The sequence below is a fragment of the Halomonas sp. DQ26W genome, from assembly GCF_003339685.1.
GTDB lineage: Bacteria > Pseudomonadota > Gammaproteobacteria > Pseudomonadales > Halomonadaceae > Halomonas.
Window position 1 is genome coordinate 207554 of record NZ_QPKI01000001.1, and the last position, 14166, is coordinate 221719.

A 14166-nucleotide genomic window follows, 5' to 3' on the forward strand; every position below is an offset into this window, starting at 1 on the left:
GGAATTCCATCGTGCGACGATCGGTCACGCTCGCCAAGCATCCCGCATTGCCCGCAATACTGTAAAACAGTCGTTGAAAATAGCGGTCGAGAGTTATTGACGACAAATTATACGCCTTGTGGCCGCCAGTCTCCATGGAGCCGCCGCCATGGCTGTGCGGCGATGCGCGAATTGGGTATAGTGACGTCAACAAATTCCTTTTTCACCTTCGAGATGCTTTGACGCCGGCAACGGCGCACGGATGGCAACTGATGCAGGCGCTTCCTCTGGCCATCATGGCCTTCATCCTCTATCTGGGCGCTGCCTCCTGGCAGGGACTCACTCTGCTGCGACGCGTTCCGCAGCGCCCCGCGCTGGTCCGCGCCCTCGGCTTGCTGGGCCTGCTCTTCCACCTTCCCGTCGCACTCAAGCTGATCGACCAGACCCCCGGCCTGATGCCGGGACTGTCGACCAGCGCGGTGTTCCTGACAGCGATCATGGTGATCCTGCTGCTGGCCGTCAGCATGGCCAAGCCGGTGCTCAACGTGGCGGTGGGCATCTTCCCTCTGTCCGGCCTGGCCCTGCTGCTGGCGGTCGGGCTGCCCAGCCCTGAGCGCACCGAGGGCATGACGCCGGGCATCGCCCTGCATGCCATCAGCTCGGCACTAGCCTTCGCCGTGCTCGCCGTTGCCGCCTTCCAGGCGGTGCTGCTGGGCCTGCAGAACAAGGCGCTGCGGCACCACCACACCCGTGGGGTGGTGCAGGTACTACCGCCGCTGACCACCATGGAACGGGTGCTCTTCGAGCTGATCTGGTCCGGCATGATCCTGCTGACCCTAGCAATCGTCAGCGGCTTTATCTTCGTTGAGAGCATGTTTGCCCAGCACTTGGCGCACAAGACTATCCTCTCCCTGGCTGCCTGGGTGATCTTCGCCATCCTGCTGATCAGCCATCATATCCTGGGCTGGCGCGGCATGCGGGCCATGCGCTGGATGCTGGGTGGATACTCGGTGCTGCTGCTGGCCTATTTTGGTAGCAAGTTCGTGCTGGAGGTCATTCTAAATCGCACTTGAATCGTAGGTCGCCTTGACACTGTAAGGCCGAATCCCTACAAACGTGGCTGACACGTCAGCGAGGACCCTTCGACTTGAGCGACGACTTCCCTTTGGGATTGCTGTTCGGCCTGCTTTTCCTACTCGTCTGTCTTTCTGCCTTCTTCTCCAGTTCCGAGACCGGCATGATGTCGATCAACCGCTACCGGCTGAACCACGAGGCCAACAGCGGAGACAGCCGTGCCCGCCGCGTGATCCGCCTGCTGGCTCGCCCGGATCGACTCATCGGCGTGATCCTGATCGGCAACAACTTCGTCAACAACCTGGCGGCCTCCATCGCCACCATCATCGCCATCCACTACTTCGGTGAAGTCACCGGGCCGGCCGTTGCCACCTCGTTACTCACCATCACCATCCTGATCTTTGCCGAAGTCACACCCAAGACCTATGCCGCAGTGAAGCCGGAACGCATCGCTTACCCCGCTTCACGCGCCCTGGAGCCACTGCTCAAGCTGCTCTATCCACTGGTCTGGCTGGTCAACGTCATTTCCAACAGCCTGCTCAGGCTGCTGGGGGTCAAGAGCATCGAAGGGGGCGGTGAGAGCCTGACCCGTGACGAGCTTCGCACCGTGGTCCACGAAGCGGGCACTCTGATCCCCCATCGTCACCAAGCCATGCTGCTGTCGATTCTCGACCTGGAAAACGTCACGGTGAACGACATCCTGGTGCCGCGCCACGAAGTGGTGGGGATCGACCTGGACGACGAACTCACGGCGATCCTGACCCAGATCCGCACCAGCCAGCACACGCGCCTGCCCATCTACAAGGGCGACATCAACAACATCATCGGCATGCTGCATCTGCGCAACGCCGCCCGCTTCCTGTCCCGGGACGAGGTGACCAAGGCCTCCATCGTCCAGGAGGCGCGGGAGCCCTACTTCATTCCAGAGTCGACGCCGCTGCACACGCAACTGCTCAACTTCCAGAAGCAGAAGCGACGGATCGGCATCGTGGTGGACGAATATGGCGACGTGGAAGGACTGGTAACGCTGGAGGACATTCTCGAGGAGATCGTCGGCGAATTCACCACCGACGTGGCGGGACAGGACCAGGACATCCATCGTCAGGACGATGGCAGCCACGTCATCGACGGCACCGCCAACATCCGCGACATCAACCGGATGCTCGGCTGGCAACTACCTACCGACGGACCCAAGACCTTGAACGGCCTGATCCTCGAGCACCTGGAATCCTTTCCCGACGGACCCGCCTGCCTGCAGATCGGTCTCATTCGCATGGAAATCATCGACGTGCAGGACAACCTGATCACCGCGGCACGTTGCTGGCCACAACCCTCGCGTGCGGTCCGCCGGCAGCAGGAATGATCAGCTCTCGCGCGAGCGCTTGTAGCCTGAGTCCTTACTGACAGAGCCCTCACTAACAGAGCAGGCCCAGCCGTCGGCCTCGGCCTTGAGCGCCCGCACCTGGGCCTCCATCCTGTCGCGCCGTGCCAAGCGAGGTGGCACCGGCTCGCCGAAGTAGAGCGCCACTCGGGCGCGGAAACGTCGGGGACACTTGGACAGGGCCCGCCCATCGCAGTGGGAAGTCCAAGACCCCCAAAGACCCGCCAGGCCCGCCGGAATAACCGGCACCGGATCGCGCGCAAGGATCGTCTCCAGCCCGCGTCGAAAGGCGTGCATGTTGCCGTCCGGTGTCAGCCGACCTTCGGGAAACAGCATGACGACTTCGCCGTTGCGAAGCGCCCGGCTGACCTCTTCCAGCGCCCGACGCACGCCGCCTGGATCATGCCGATCGGAGTCCACCGGAATCGCACCTACCAGACGGAACAGCCAGTTCAGCCTGGGGGAGTCGTAGATCGGCTTGTCCATTAGAAAGCGCAGCGGGCGAGGACTGGAACCTCCGACCACCAGCGCATCCATGAAGCTGACATGATTGCAGACCACCACCGCCGGACCCTTGGCCGGTATGAAGCGCCGCCCGCGAAAGCGCAAGCGATAGAGACAGTGAATCAGCAGATAGATCAGCCGACGAATGACCGGTCTTGGCGTGCGGGCGACACGCCAGGCACCCGCCGCCATCAAGGTGCCAAAGAGCCCGAGGAAGGCCAGTTTCACGTGATATTGGACCTGTTCTTGAGACCTGCAAGAATGGTCACCAGCAGTTGGTCGAGCAGCTCACCGACTTCTAGCTGCTGCCCCTGCCAGTAACCCAGCCGCTCATTGAGGCCAAGCTGCACCAAGCCGTGAACACTGCCCCACAGGGTGCGCCCCAGCCGCCGCGCCTCCAGGTCTCCCAGTTCCGGCTGATATTCCTTGAGGCTCTCCTCGACCCGCAGGAACAGGGCTTCGATCATGTCGGATTGACGCTGGTCGAGCTCGCCCTCCTGGGCCAGCGGGTAATCGAACAGCAGCTGCCATCGATAGGGCTCACGCTGGGCGAACTGCCAGTAGGCGAGTGCCAAAGCGTTAAGCTGCCGCTCAGGAGAGGTGCCTTCGGTCAAGGGCTCGATCACCGTGCGCAGTCGCGCCAGGGTCTCGATGTTCACATGCTGCAACAGGTTGCCGAAACTGCCGTAAAGCTTGAGCAGCGTGCTTGGCGCACAACCGACCTCACGCGCCAGAGCGCGCAGTGACAGCGTATGCACGGGATTGCCCTGCAACCAGGCTTCGCTTGCCGCCATGACTTGGGCATGTAGCGCCTCGGGCGCATGCTGTCGGGGACGGGCCATGAATTCCTCGCAAGGCGGTGGTCTGCTCGTGAGCATGGCGTAGAAGCTGCCATGCTTCGGGTGACTTAGGATAGCGCACATCGAACACTGTTTTCGACCATTACACGTCAAGCCCTTTTCAGCCTCGCTCGACTTGGCTATCCTGACTGCCCGACTCGCGGAGATACCATGGCCGGTCGATTGTTCATTCCCCCCCTCGATCTTGCTCGACTACTGCCGGACCTGTGCCATGACGCCCCACTGATCACCACGGCCAATCTGTCACCGCGACGGCCGGTATCCCACATTCGCCTTGAGGGCGGCACCATCCGCCTGTCGCCGGTCTTCTGGGGCCTGACACCCCCATGGTTGACCGTGCTCGACCACGCCCCCCACTGCGCGCGCGCCGAATCGCTGGAGTCGCGCCGCATGTTCCGTGAGGCATTCGCCGCACGACGCACCCTGGTCCCGGTGGGTGGCGTCTATGTCTGGAAGCCTCAACCGCGTTTCAAGCAGCCCTACCTGATCACCCGTGTCGACCGCGGCCCCATGATGCTGGCCGGCGTGTGGTGTCGTTACCATACCAGTCTCAGCGAACATGCCGATTCCATGGCCTTGATCACCGTGCCCGTAGATGGCCTCCTGGCGCCTCTCAGCGACAGGCTTCCTGCGGTGATCGCCGCCGAAGATAGCGCATACTGGCTCGACCCACAGACGCCACTCTCGACAGCCAAGGCCCTGCTTCGCCCCTCCCCAAGGGAACTGTTGGGCGCTTTTCCGGTATCTAGACGAGTGAACGATCCCAAGAACCAGGACCCAACCTGCGCGCATCCCACCGGGCCCATGCTGCGCTGGAGTGATCAGGAGATATGATGTCCAGTCTTGCTACCTACCACCAGGAACTACGACACCGGGCAGCTTCGCTGGCCGGACTGCTGCTGACGGGTGCGCTGTTGTCCACAACCGTCGCCGCCCAGCCTGCCGAGCAGAGCCCCGACACCGAGGCCACCGACGTCGTCACTCCCCAGGTCAGCCCTCACGACACGCGGGGCTACCGGGTATTGTCGCTGAAAAACGGTCTCTCCGCCCTGCTGGTGAGCGACCCCGACGCAGACCGCGCGGCCGCTTCGATGAATGTGGGCGTAGGCAGCACCCAGGACCCGGACGACCTGGCCGGGCTGGCCCACTTTCTGGAGCACATGCTGTTCCTCGGCACCGAACCCTTTCCCGAAGCGGATGCCTACCAGGGCTATCTGCGCCGCCATGGCGGGAGCCACAACGCCTTCACCGCATCCCAGGACACCAACTACTTCTTCGAAATCGAGCCCGAGGCCCTGACCGGCGCATTGGATCGTTTCAGCCAATTCTTCCTGACACCGCTGTTCAATCCCGACCAGTTGGAGAGCGAGCGCAATATCGTACACTCGGAATACATGGCACGCATCCGCGACGATGGGCGACGCGCAATCGATGTGCTCAACCAGGTGCTCAACCCTGACAACCCTAGCGTCAGGTTCTCCGTCGGCAGCCGCGAGACACTCGACCCGCCCGAGGGAGAGGCCACGCTGCGCCAACGGGTGATCGACTTCTACGAACGCTACTACGACGCCAACGTCATGCACCTGGCCCTGGTCGCACCGCTCTCGCTGGATGAACTGGAGACCATGGTCATTGAGCGCTTCGCCGATATCGCCGACCGGGGGCTGGAGCGCCCGGTGATCGAGGAGTCGCTGGTCCTGGAAGAGGGTCTGCCCCGGCGGCTGGAAATGCAGTCGGTCAGGGACAGCCACCATGTCCGCTTCATGTTCCCGGTGCCCGATCCGACTCAGTACTACGAGCACAAGCCCGCCGACTATCTTGGCCACCTGCTGGGCCACGAGGGAGAGGGCAGCCTGCTGGCGGTGCTGCGCGATGCCGGGCTGGCCGATGGACTCTCCGCCGGAGTTGGTCGCAGCGATGAGCGCGACGCCCTGTTCACCGTCAGCATCAGCCTGACGCCTGGCGGCGCCGAGCGGCTCGACGAAATCGAGGCAACTTTGTTTGCCGCCATCGACCAGATACGTGACTCAGGCCTCGATGCGTGGCGTTACGACGAGCAGGCACGACTGGCCGAACAGCAGTTCCGTTTTCAGCAGCATGGCTCGCCGCTGCAGGGCGCCATGCGACTGGCCATGAACCTGGCCCGCTTCCCCGTGGAAGATGTGCAGTATGCTGCCTACCGAATGGACGGCTTCGACCGCGAGTTGGTCGAGCGCTATCTCGACGAGCTACGCCCCGACCGGCTGCTGCGTCTCTACAGTGCACCCGATGTCGAAGGGGAACAGACCTCGCCCTGGTTCAATGCACCCTGGCGTGAGGTCAGCGACACCAGCCCGACGGCGGTGGAGGCTCTGGCTGGATTGGCCCTGCCTGAGCCCAACCCATTCATCGCCGAAGACCTGACGCTGCTCGTCGAACAGCACGAACATCCCTCTAAACTGCTGGACGAGCCGAGCCTCGCCCTCTGGCACATGGCCGACGCCACGTTCAACACCCCTAAGGCGGAGTGGCGCATCAGCCTGCAGCATCCGGATGCCGACTCGGGTCCGCGGCAAGCGGCCCTGGCACATCTGCTGGCAGGTTGGCTGGACGACAGCCTCAACGAGGATTTCTATGCGGCACGCCTGGCCGGCCACCATGCCGAGGCCTATGCTCATGCCCGCGGCATCACCCTCTCCTTTTCTGGTTGGCGCGACCGCCAGGAACGCGTCATGCAGCGTACCCTCACGCAGCTCCAGCAGGGAGAGATCAACGAATCCAGCTTCGAGCGTGCGCTCTATCGTCTTCAGCGGGAGTGGCGCAACGCCCCCCAGGCTGCTCTCTTCCGCCAGGCCCAGCGCACGCTGACCGAGGCCCTGATACGCCCCCAGTGGCCCACCGATGACCTGCTGGAAGCCAGCCGGGAGCTTGATCTCCAGACATTGCGCGACTTTCGTGACACCTTCCTCTCCGACCTGTACATGGAAGCCTTGGTTGTGGGCAACCTCGACCAGGAGCTGGCCACACGTGAGGGGCGCCAGATCGCCGAGCTGCTGCAGCCGCGTGCAGCGAAGGAGACAATTCCCGACCTGGCACCGCTGCGCATCGCGGCGGGTCTGCCGACGCTGCATCCGGTGACCTCACGCGAGGAGTCGCTGGTACTGCGTTACCTGCAGGGCAGCGACCGCTCGCTCGAGAGCCAGGCGCAACTCGCCGTGCTCGGCCAGCTGATCGACACACCCTTCTTTCAGCGTCTGCGCACCGAGGAGCAACTCGGCTACGTCGTCAGTGCCGGCTACTCGCCGCTGCTCGACGCACCCGGACTTAGCCTGCTGGTGCAGTCGCCGGACACCCCCAGCGACGCGATCCTGGAACATATCGACGCCTTCCTGGAGGCCTTCGGGGAGCGGCTGGGCACACTGGAAGAAGACGGCCTCACGGCATACCGACAGGCGGTCCACGACAACCTGCTGCAGCGCGATACCAGTCTCTCCGGGCGGACCAACCGGCTCTGGCGCGCGCTCTCCTATGGCGATACCGACTTCGACCGGCGCGAGCGCCTCGCCGCACGAGTACTCAATGTCAGCGCCGACGATTTGCGCCGGGCCTGGCCCGAAGTGCGTGAATCTGCAACCGTCACCATCAGCTACGATCCAGGCGACGAAGCCAGCGACGTGGCCGACCTGACACGACACCTGGAGCCCATGCCCGAGGCCGACGACTGACTGGCATTACCACGGTTTCTCACCATGCAAACCACAGCGCCCGGCATTGGCCGGGCGCTGCTGTATCGAGTCGGGGGCGGTCTAGTCGAAGGCCTGCGGCGGCATCATAGCCTCCACATGCATCACCAACTCCTCCAGCACCTGGCGTTCGCGATCACTCAGCACCACCTGATTGAGCCGCTCTATCTCGCGAGCGAAGTCCTTCAGGGTGAATCCAGCCACCGCCGAGTCGTTCATGCGCTCCCAGCGGTAGGCTTCCCAGCGAACCAGCTCTTCACTGGACAGGGTGTCCGGATAGCTGCGAGCCCGGTAGCGAAACAGCATCTCCTCGAGCCGCGCGTCCTGAAAGGCAAAGCGTGCATCCACCAGATCCCAGGGCGCGGTATCACGAACGCGCTGCATCTGTTGGCGGTCGGCAGGCGAGAAGAACCCCCCGGAGTAGATCATCAGGTCCGGATCATGCGGCCCCTCGGGAGGGGGGGCGGCGAAGGCCTCCACGGCCTTGCTCGCCGCGTCGGCGCTGCCGGCCAGGCGCTTCCAGTGGGCGCGACAGGCGGCCAGATCCAGCCCCAGGCGCTCGACGATATCGCCATACTCCCTCTGCCGAGGACCTTCCACGTCCTTCAAGGCCGCGGCCGGCAGGATCACCGGGCTACGGTTTATGTGAATCACCTTGAGCGGGATACGCGCCTCGCCCTCGGCCAAGTCATCGTTACTGACGAAGATGCGCTGTCGAATCTGCTCGGCGCTCAGCGTCAGCAGAGGCTCTGGATCGACCGAGAGGTCGTAGACGATCACCCCATTGGAGTTGGTGGGGTGATCGGCGAGCGGTATCACCAGCGCGCTGCAGCCGCGGCTCGCCGGATAGCGGCGTGAGATATGCAATACCGGCTTGCGACCGGGCACGTCGAGACGACGTGCCACTTCACGCTTTTTGCGCAGCTCAAGCAGATGATCGAAGAGACGGGAATTGCAGCATCTGAGCCGTTTCGCCAGGGCAATGGTAGCGCGAACGTCGGCGACGGCGTCATGGGCGCCTTCGTGGGCGATCCCATTGGCAGCGGTCAGATCCTCGAGCCGGAAGCTGGGGCTACCATCCTCGCGACGCGGCCATTCGATACCAGTCGGGCGCAGGGCGTGGAAGGCACGCACCGCATCAATCAGATCCCACCGGGAGTTACCGTTCTGCCATTCCCGGGAGTAGGGATCGAGAAAGTTGCGGTAGAAGAGACAACGGCTGATTTCGTCATCGAAACGCAGGCTGTTGTAGCCCAAGGCACAGGTGCCGGGCTCGCTCATCAGCGCATGGATGCGGCCGGCGAATTCGGCTTCCGGCAGCCCGCGACGGCGTGCCTGCTGTGGAGTGATTCCGGTAATCAGGCAGGCCTGGGGGTGCGGCAGGTAATCATCGGCCGGCTTGCAGAACAGCTCGACGGGCTCGCCGATCTCGTTGAAGTCCGCGTCGGTGCGAATGGCGGCAAACTGCGAGGGTCGGTCGCGACGCGGGTCGGCGCCAAAGGTCTCGTAGTCGTGCCACAAGTAGGTCGTCGGGGCGGCATCGGGCTTCGCCATGGGCGCGGTGTCTCCTGACTCTGCGTCGCTGAATGGCACAGCCTAGCATAGCCTTGCCGAGGCCTCAGCCCAGTGCCTCAACTCGGCTATTCAAAAACGATCGGGCCAATCAGCCCCTTGACTAGGAACTGCGCGGCAGGGTGACGTTGAGCTCCAGCACCGAGCAGTTGTCCTCGCTGTCCAGGCTGATGTTGATGGCATCGTCATCCACCTGGACGTAGCGCCGAATCACTTCCAGCAGCTCCTTCTCCAGCATCGGCATGTAATCCGGCTGGCCGCGCTGGCTGCGCTGGTGGGCGACGATGATCTGCAGCCGCTCCTTGGCGACCGACGCGGACTTCTTGCGTTCGCGCTTCAGGAATTCGAGCAACTTCACCGGCGACCTCCTCCGAACATGCGGCTCAACAGGCTCTTCTTTTGGTACTCGTGGAAGCGCAGCGGGACATCCTCGCCGAGCAAGCGGGCCACGGTATCGGTATAGGCCTGTCCCGCATCGCTGTTGTCGTCATGGGTGACCGGCACCCCCTGGTTGGAGGCACGCAGTACCGCTTCCGATTCCGGGATCAGGCCTAACAGGTCGATAGCCAGAATCTCGCGGATATCGTCGAGGTTGAGCATGTCGCCATCGTCGACGCGAGCGGCATTGTAGCGAGTGATCAGCAGGTGCTCCTTGATCGGATCCTCGCCACGCTCGGCCCGGCGGGTCTTGGAGGCCAGCAGGCCCAGAATACGATCGGAGTCACGCACCGACGACACTTCGGGGTTGGTCACCACGATCGCTTCGTCGGCGTAATACATGGCCAACTGAGCACCCCGCTCGATGCCGGCGGGTGAATCGCAGAGGATATAGTCGAAATCCTTGCTCAGGGTCTCGAGTATCTTCTCCACGCCTTCTGAGGTCAGGGCGTCCTTGTCACGGGTCTGGGAGGCCGGCAGGATATGCAGGTTGTCGACGCGTTTGTCGCGGATAAGCGCCTGATTGAGGCCCGCCTCCCCCTGGATGACGTTGACCAGGTCGTACACTACGCGACGCTCACAGCCCATGATCAGATCCAGGTTGCGCAGCCCCACGTCGAAATCGATGACGACAGTCTTGTTGCCTCGCAGGGCCAGGCCGGTGGCGATGGCCGCTGCACTGGTTGTCTTTCCGACCCCACCCTTGCCTGAGGTCACTACGATAATCTTGGCCAAGTTGTGTTTCCCTATGGATAACGGTGAAAAACGGAGCGTCAATGAGATACCGGCGTGCCAGTCAGGCGAGTGAGGTTATCCCCAACTGGGCATCGCAGAGCTTGACCTGGACCGAAGTCCCCAGCAGTTGAGGATCGATATCCTCCATACGCTTGTAGTTGCCGGCGACCGACAGCAGTTCGGCGCGCAGTTCGCGACAGAAGATACCGGCCATGGTATCGCCATGAATACCGGCCAGGGCACGGCCGCGCAGAGCCCCATAGACATGCACGCTGCCCGCGGCCAGCACCTCGGCACCGGCATTGACGGCACCGATCACCACCAGGTCGCCATCCGGAGCGGTAACCTGCTGCCCGGAGCGTACCGTGCCCCGGTAGATACGGCCGCCACTGGCCGTACTGGCCGGCTCCGGCGAAGGTTCTGCCACGGCGGGTGACGGTTCGACCGTGGACACGCCCTCAAGCGTGCGTGCACGGGCGCCGTCGTTGGGCGGAAACCAGCCCAAGCCCAGCGCCCAGGCCGACTGTTTGACCGGGTCGGGGCCACCACGCACCGCCACCGGTAGCAGTTTGTGTGCCCGGCAGACGGCACAGATGCGCTCCAGTGCCAGGTGAGGCTCATCGAGTTTCTCTACACTGAGAACCACGGGGGTATGCTGAAAGAAGGCAGGCGACTGGCTTAGCTTGCCGGAAAGCTGTTCTCGGATGCGTTCCGGATCTGCGCTGGCCAGTTCCATGACCGTCATCGGCAGCATGCCTCCCTTGAAGGTAAATGCCATGCTTGCCCTGTCCACTTTGAGGCTCATTGCCGGACTCCACTCGGGTGTTGTCGGGTCGTGGGTCTAAAGCTAAGCGACTCCCTGCGACCCTGCAACTGATCATACGGCCAGCCGGGCTGGGATGACAGAGTCGTCGTTTGGTCACACTCGACAGGGCTCAGGCTTTTCCCAAGCCGCGGCGCGTGCTTAGATACATACATTAGACGAAAGATGCCGGCTCGATAGCAATAATTCGGCTCGCGCAGGCGCTGAGCCTTGCGCAATTCACGTTCAGGATGACCCATGCCCGGATTTCTTCGACGCTTATTTGCCCCTCGCTGGCAACACAGCGACGCCCAGGTCAGACGCCTGGCCGTCGACAAACTCGACCCGTCGCACCCGGACCAGCGACAGGCGTTGGAGCGCCTCTGCCTTGACGGCGACCCACACGTCCGCGGGAAGGCCCTGGAGCGAATCGATGCGCCCGACACCCTGCTTCATCTGCTCGGCGAACAACCCTACAATCCGGAACTGCATCACCGCCTGATCGAGGTACTCACCGGCGAGGCCGGAGGTGTGGAGCTGGCCAGGCGACTGTCACTGCTGGAGAGCCTTGACGACCGCGGCTTGCTCTCAGCTGTGGCCCTGCAGGGCGACAACCAGCAGCTGAGGCTGGCTGCCTTGGCACGCCTCGATGCGGAAGAGGACCTCATCTACCAGGCCTGCGAGAACGGGATTGCTGCCGTCCGGCACGCTGCCGCATCGCGGGTCTCCAGCGTAACCGGCCTGCAGCAACTGGCCCAGAAGGCACGCCGTGACCGCCAGGTCATGCGGCAGGCCAGGGAGCGCCTGAATCGCCTGAAAGCGGATGCCGCTTCCCTGACCGTCGAACGCGAGAACCGCGAAGCGTTGCTGGCTAAACTGGAAGCTCACGGCCGGGCCCCCTGGGAACCACTATATGCTGGCCGATACCGGCACCTGAGCCGGGAATGGGAGACAATGCCCGGCCTTGCCGATGCCAGCCAGGAGCGACGCTATCAGGACGCCTGCCAGCGCTGTCGCAAGGTCCTGTCCGACCACGAGGCACGCGAGCACGCGCACGCTCAGGCGGACCGCCGCCGCGAGCTGGCAACCGAGGCCCGCGAATCGCTGCTCGAAGCGCTGGAAGAGAGCCTTGCCGGCTTGCCCAATGGAGACCTTCTCACTGAGCAGGATATCGCCAGCCTGCGCTCGCAGAAATTGCTGCTGGCCAACCGCTGGCAGATGCTCTCGGACCTGCATGTCACCGATGTAGTGCTACGCCAGCGCTATGACACCGTGCTAGCCAACTATGACCGGGTTCTCACCGCCTGGGAACGGCTGGTCGCACAGGTACCAGAAATCGAAGCGGCCCTGTCGGAGCGAGACGCAGAGCGCCTGGCGACCAGCATCGAGGCCTGCCAGTGGCCCGAATCCCTGCCCCCCACGCCGCTGCTCGCCCGCGCCCGCCGCGAACTCTCCGGAGAGGAGAAGACGGAAGGCGATCTCGATGCACGGCTGGAACAGTTCGCCGCCGACCTCATACTACTCGAGCAGTTGCTGGACAGGGGCGCCTTCAAGGGCGCCAGCCGCCTACATCAAAGCCTCAGGCACCGGGCCGAATCGCTCCCTGGTGACAGGCTCCGCCCCCACCGGCCCACCCTCAAGCGCCTGGGTGCCAGGCTTGCCGAACTGCGCGACTGGCGCGGCTTCGTTGCTGGCCCCAAGCGCGAGCAGCTTTGCCAGGCCATTGATCGTCTGGCCGAGGCACCGTCGCTGACAGACGCAGAGCTCGACCGCCAGCACCGGCAGCTGGTGCGAGACTGGAAGATGCTCGGCGATGCCGCCACCAACCGGCAACTCTCGGAACAGTTTCGCGCGGCATCGGACCGTATTCACGAGCGCCTAATACCCTGGCGCGACAGACTCAACGCCGAGCGCGCCCGCAATCTCGAAGCCCGTACGGCACTCTGCGAACAACTGGAGGAGCTGCTCGAAGCCCCTGCGACTAACGCCGACCCTGATGCCCTGCGCCGTATCCGCGATCACGCCCGGGAAGAGTGGCGTCGCTATTCCCCGGTCCCCAGGAAGCAGTCAGAAGCTATCGGGCGGCGATTCGGCCGCATTCGCTACGCGCTTCAGGGCCTGATCGATCAGCGAGCCCGGGAAGTGGCCGACACCAAGCGGGAACTGGTCAACGAAGCGCGCGCCCTGCTCGAACGACAGCTGCCGGCAGCCACCCGCGCCGAAGAGGCCAAGATGCTGCAGCAGCGCTGGCGTGAGCTTGGCCGCGCACCACGTGGTGAGGAGCAAACGCTGTGGCGGGAATTTCGCGAGATTTGCGACCAGATATTTGCCGTCCGCGAGGCCCAGCGGGATGACCGCTCTCAACGGGCCCGCCAACGCCTGGAAAAGATGCAGGTGCTGATCGATCGGCTGGACGCCTGGCAACCAAGCCGTCATGCGGAGAGCGCAACCCTGGAGCAGGCTATCGATGAGGCAGCGGCTCTGGAGCCGCTACCCTCAGGGCGGCGCACGGAAGGAATGCGACGGCGCTGGAGCGGTATCGTGCGTGCCCGGCGGGAACGACTCAATCGCCTGGCCGTGGCCGAGGAGATCCAGCGCTGGCAGGCCTACCGCCCGCTGCTCGATGCCCACCTCAAGGCCGACGTACAATTGCTCGAACAGGGCACCGCCGAGAACGTGGCCACCGATGATAGCTTCTCGCTGTCGGAGGACATGCGCACCGCCCATGAGCAACGTAATGCGGCACGCCTTCACCCCCCCTCCGACGCCGACGTGGCCGAGCAGCTAGCACGGTTGCGCGTTCACCTTTCGCTACTGGCAATGGGTCGCGTCAGCCAGCATGACGAGCCGCTGCGCCTAGCCATACAGGTCGAACGGCTCAATGAAGGGCTGAGCCGTGAGCTCAGCCGCGCCGAGGAAGTTCGTACCGTGCTACGCAACCTGCTCGCCACCGGCCCTGTATCGCCGGACCAATGGGCGCGTGAAGTCGGTGAACTCGATGCACTGCTGACACGACTGACTCACTTGCCACCCCCTTGAGCGAACGGTGCCGCCGCCTGCCAAACAGCGACGCTTTCACACAGCCAGACACGCAAACGG

Annotated in this window: 11 protein-coding genes; 5 read left to right on the top strand and 6 right to left on the bottom strand. The window is 63.7% G+C overall.

What is annotated here, in order from left to right:
* Nucleotides 1-251: 251 nt before the first annotated feature.
* The gene (locus tag DU490_RS00945) at nt 252-1052 is read left to right on the top strand and encodes an inner membrane protein YpjD (RefSeq protein WP_114572464.1); all 801 of its coding nucleotides are present in this window, start codon (nt 252-254) and stop codon (nt 1050-1052) included.
* Between the two features lie 74 nt (nt 1053-1126).
* Complete coding sequence (locus tag DU490_RS00950) at nt 1127-2416, top strand: HlyC/CorC family transporter (RefSeq protein ID WP_114572465.1); 1290 nt, start codon at nt 1127-1129, stop codon at nt 2414-2416.
* On the opposite strand, the gene DU490_RS00955 is transcribed toward DU490_RS00950, so the two are convergent.
* Together DU490_RS00955 and DU490_RS00960 are read right to left on the bottom strand one after the other, a co-directional pair.
* Nucleotides 2417-3130: a 1-acyl-sn-glycerol-3-phosphate acyltransferase gene (locus DU490_RS00955; RefSeq protein ID WP_114572503.1), complete on the bottom strand. Its 714-nt coding sequence runs from the start codon at nt 3128-3130 to the stop codon at nt 2417-2419.
* Nucleotides 3131-3162: 32 nt separating this feature from the next.
* Complete coding sequence (locus tag DU490_RS00960; RefSeq protein ID WP_114572466.1) at nt 3163-3780, bottom strand: TetR/AcrR family transcriptional regulator; 618 nt, start codon at nt 3778-3780, stop codon at nt 3163-3165.
* A 168-nt stretch (nt 3781-3948) separates the two neighbouring features.
* Here DU490_RS00960 and DU490_RS00965 point away from each other — a divergent pair, with 168 nt between their 5' ends.
* Both DU490_RS00965 and DU490_RS00970 read left to right on the top strand, forming a co-directional pair.
* Complete coding sequence (locus DU490_RS00965) at nt 3949-4632, top strand: SOS response-associated peptidase (protein WP_114572467.1); 684 nt, start codon at nt 3949-3951, stop codon at nt 4630-4632.
* Nucleotides 4632-7502, top strand: a complete 2871-nt coding sequence (locus DU490_RS00970; protein WP_181869917.1) for an insulinase family protein — start codon at nt 4632-4634, stop codon at nt 7500-7502. The genes DU490_RS00965 and DU490_RS00970 overlap by 1 nt, the downstream gene beginning before the upstream one ends.
* 81 nt (nt 7503-7583) lie before the next feature.
* Here DU490_RS00970 and sbcB read toward each other — a convergent pair whose 3' ends face one another.
* The 4 genes from sbcB to minC all read right to left on the bottom strand — a co-directional run bounded on the left by sbcB (nt 7584) and on the right by minC (nt 11070).
* Nucleotides 7584-9074, bottom strand: a complete 1491-nt coding sequence (gene sbcB, locus DU490_RS00975) for an exodeoxyribonuclease I (protein ID WP_114572469.1) — start codon at nt 9072-9074, stop codon at nt 7584-7586.
* Between the two features lie 121 nt (nt 9075-9195).
* The gene (gene minE, locus DU490_RS00980) at nt 9196-9450 is read right to left on the bottom strand and encodes a cell division topological specificity factor MinE (protein WP_043512823.1); all 255 of its coding nucleotides are present in this window, start codon (nt 9448-9450) and stop codon (nt 9196-9198) included.
* Nucleotides 9447-10265, bottom strand: a complete 819-nt coding sequence (minD, locus tag DU490_RS00985; protein WP_114572470.1) for a septum site-determining protein MinD — start codon at nt 10263-10265, stop codon at nt 9447-9449. The genes minE and minD overlap by 4 nt, the downstream gene beginning before the upstream one ends.
* A 61-nt stretch (nt 10266-10326) precedes the next feature.
* Nucleotides 10327-11070, bottom strand: a complete 744-nt coding sequence (gene minC, locus DU490_RS00990) for a septum site-determining protein MinC (protein WP_114572471.1) — start codon at nt 11068-11070, stop codon at nt 10327-10329.
* Nucleotides 11071-11325: 255 nt separating this feature from the next.
* Between minC and DU490_RS00995 the strand changes: the two genes are divergently transcribed.
* Nucleotides 11326-14106, top strand: a complete 2781-nt coding sequence (locus DU490_RS00995) for a DUF349 domain-containing protein (protein WP_114572472.1) — start codon at nt 11326-11328, stop codon at nt 14104-14106.
* Nucleotides 14107-14166: the final 60 nt, after the last annotated feature.

Bases quoted from the DNA above. Each gene is read 5' to 3' on its own strand.
- DU490_RS00945 (WP_114572464.1), top strand. From the start codon at position 252: ATGCAGGCGCTTCCTCTGGCCATCATGGCCTTCATCCTCTATCTGGGC.
- DU490_RS00955 (WP_114572503.1), bottom strand. From the start codon at position 3,130: ATGGCGGCGGGTGCCTGGCGTGTCGCCCGCACGCCAAGACCGGTCATT.
- DU490_RS00960 (WP_114572466.1), bottom strand. From the start codon at position 3,780: ATGGCCCGTCCCCGACAGCATGCGCCCGAGGCGCTACATGCCCAAGTC.
- DU490_RS00965 (WP_114572467.1), top strand. From the start codon at position 3,949: ATGGCCGGTCGATTGTTCATTCCCCCCCTCGATCTTGCTCGACTACTG.
- DU490_RS00970 (WP_181869917.1), top strand. From the start codon at position 4,632: ATGTCCAGTCTTGCTACCTACCACCAGGAACTACGACACCGGGCAGCT.
- sbcB (WP_114572469.1), bottom strand. From the start codon at position 9,074: ATGGCGAAGCCCGATGCCGCCCCGACGACCTACTTGTGGCACGACTAC.
- minC (WP_114572471.1), bottom strand. From the start codon at position 11,070: ATGAGCCTCAAAGTGGACAGGGCAAGCATGGCATTTACCTTCAAGGGA.
- DU490_RS00995 (WP_114572472.1), top strand. From the start codon at position 11,326: ATGCCCGGATTTCTTCGACGCTTATTTGCCCCTCGCTGGCAACACAGC.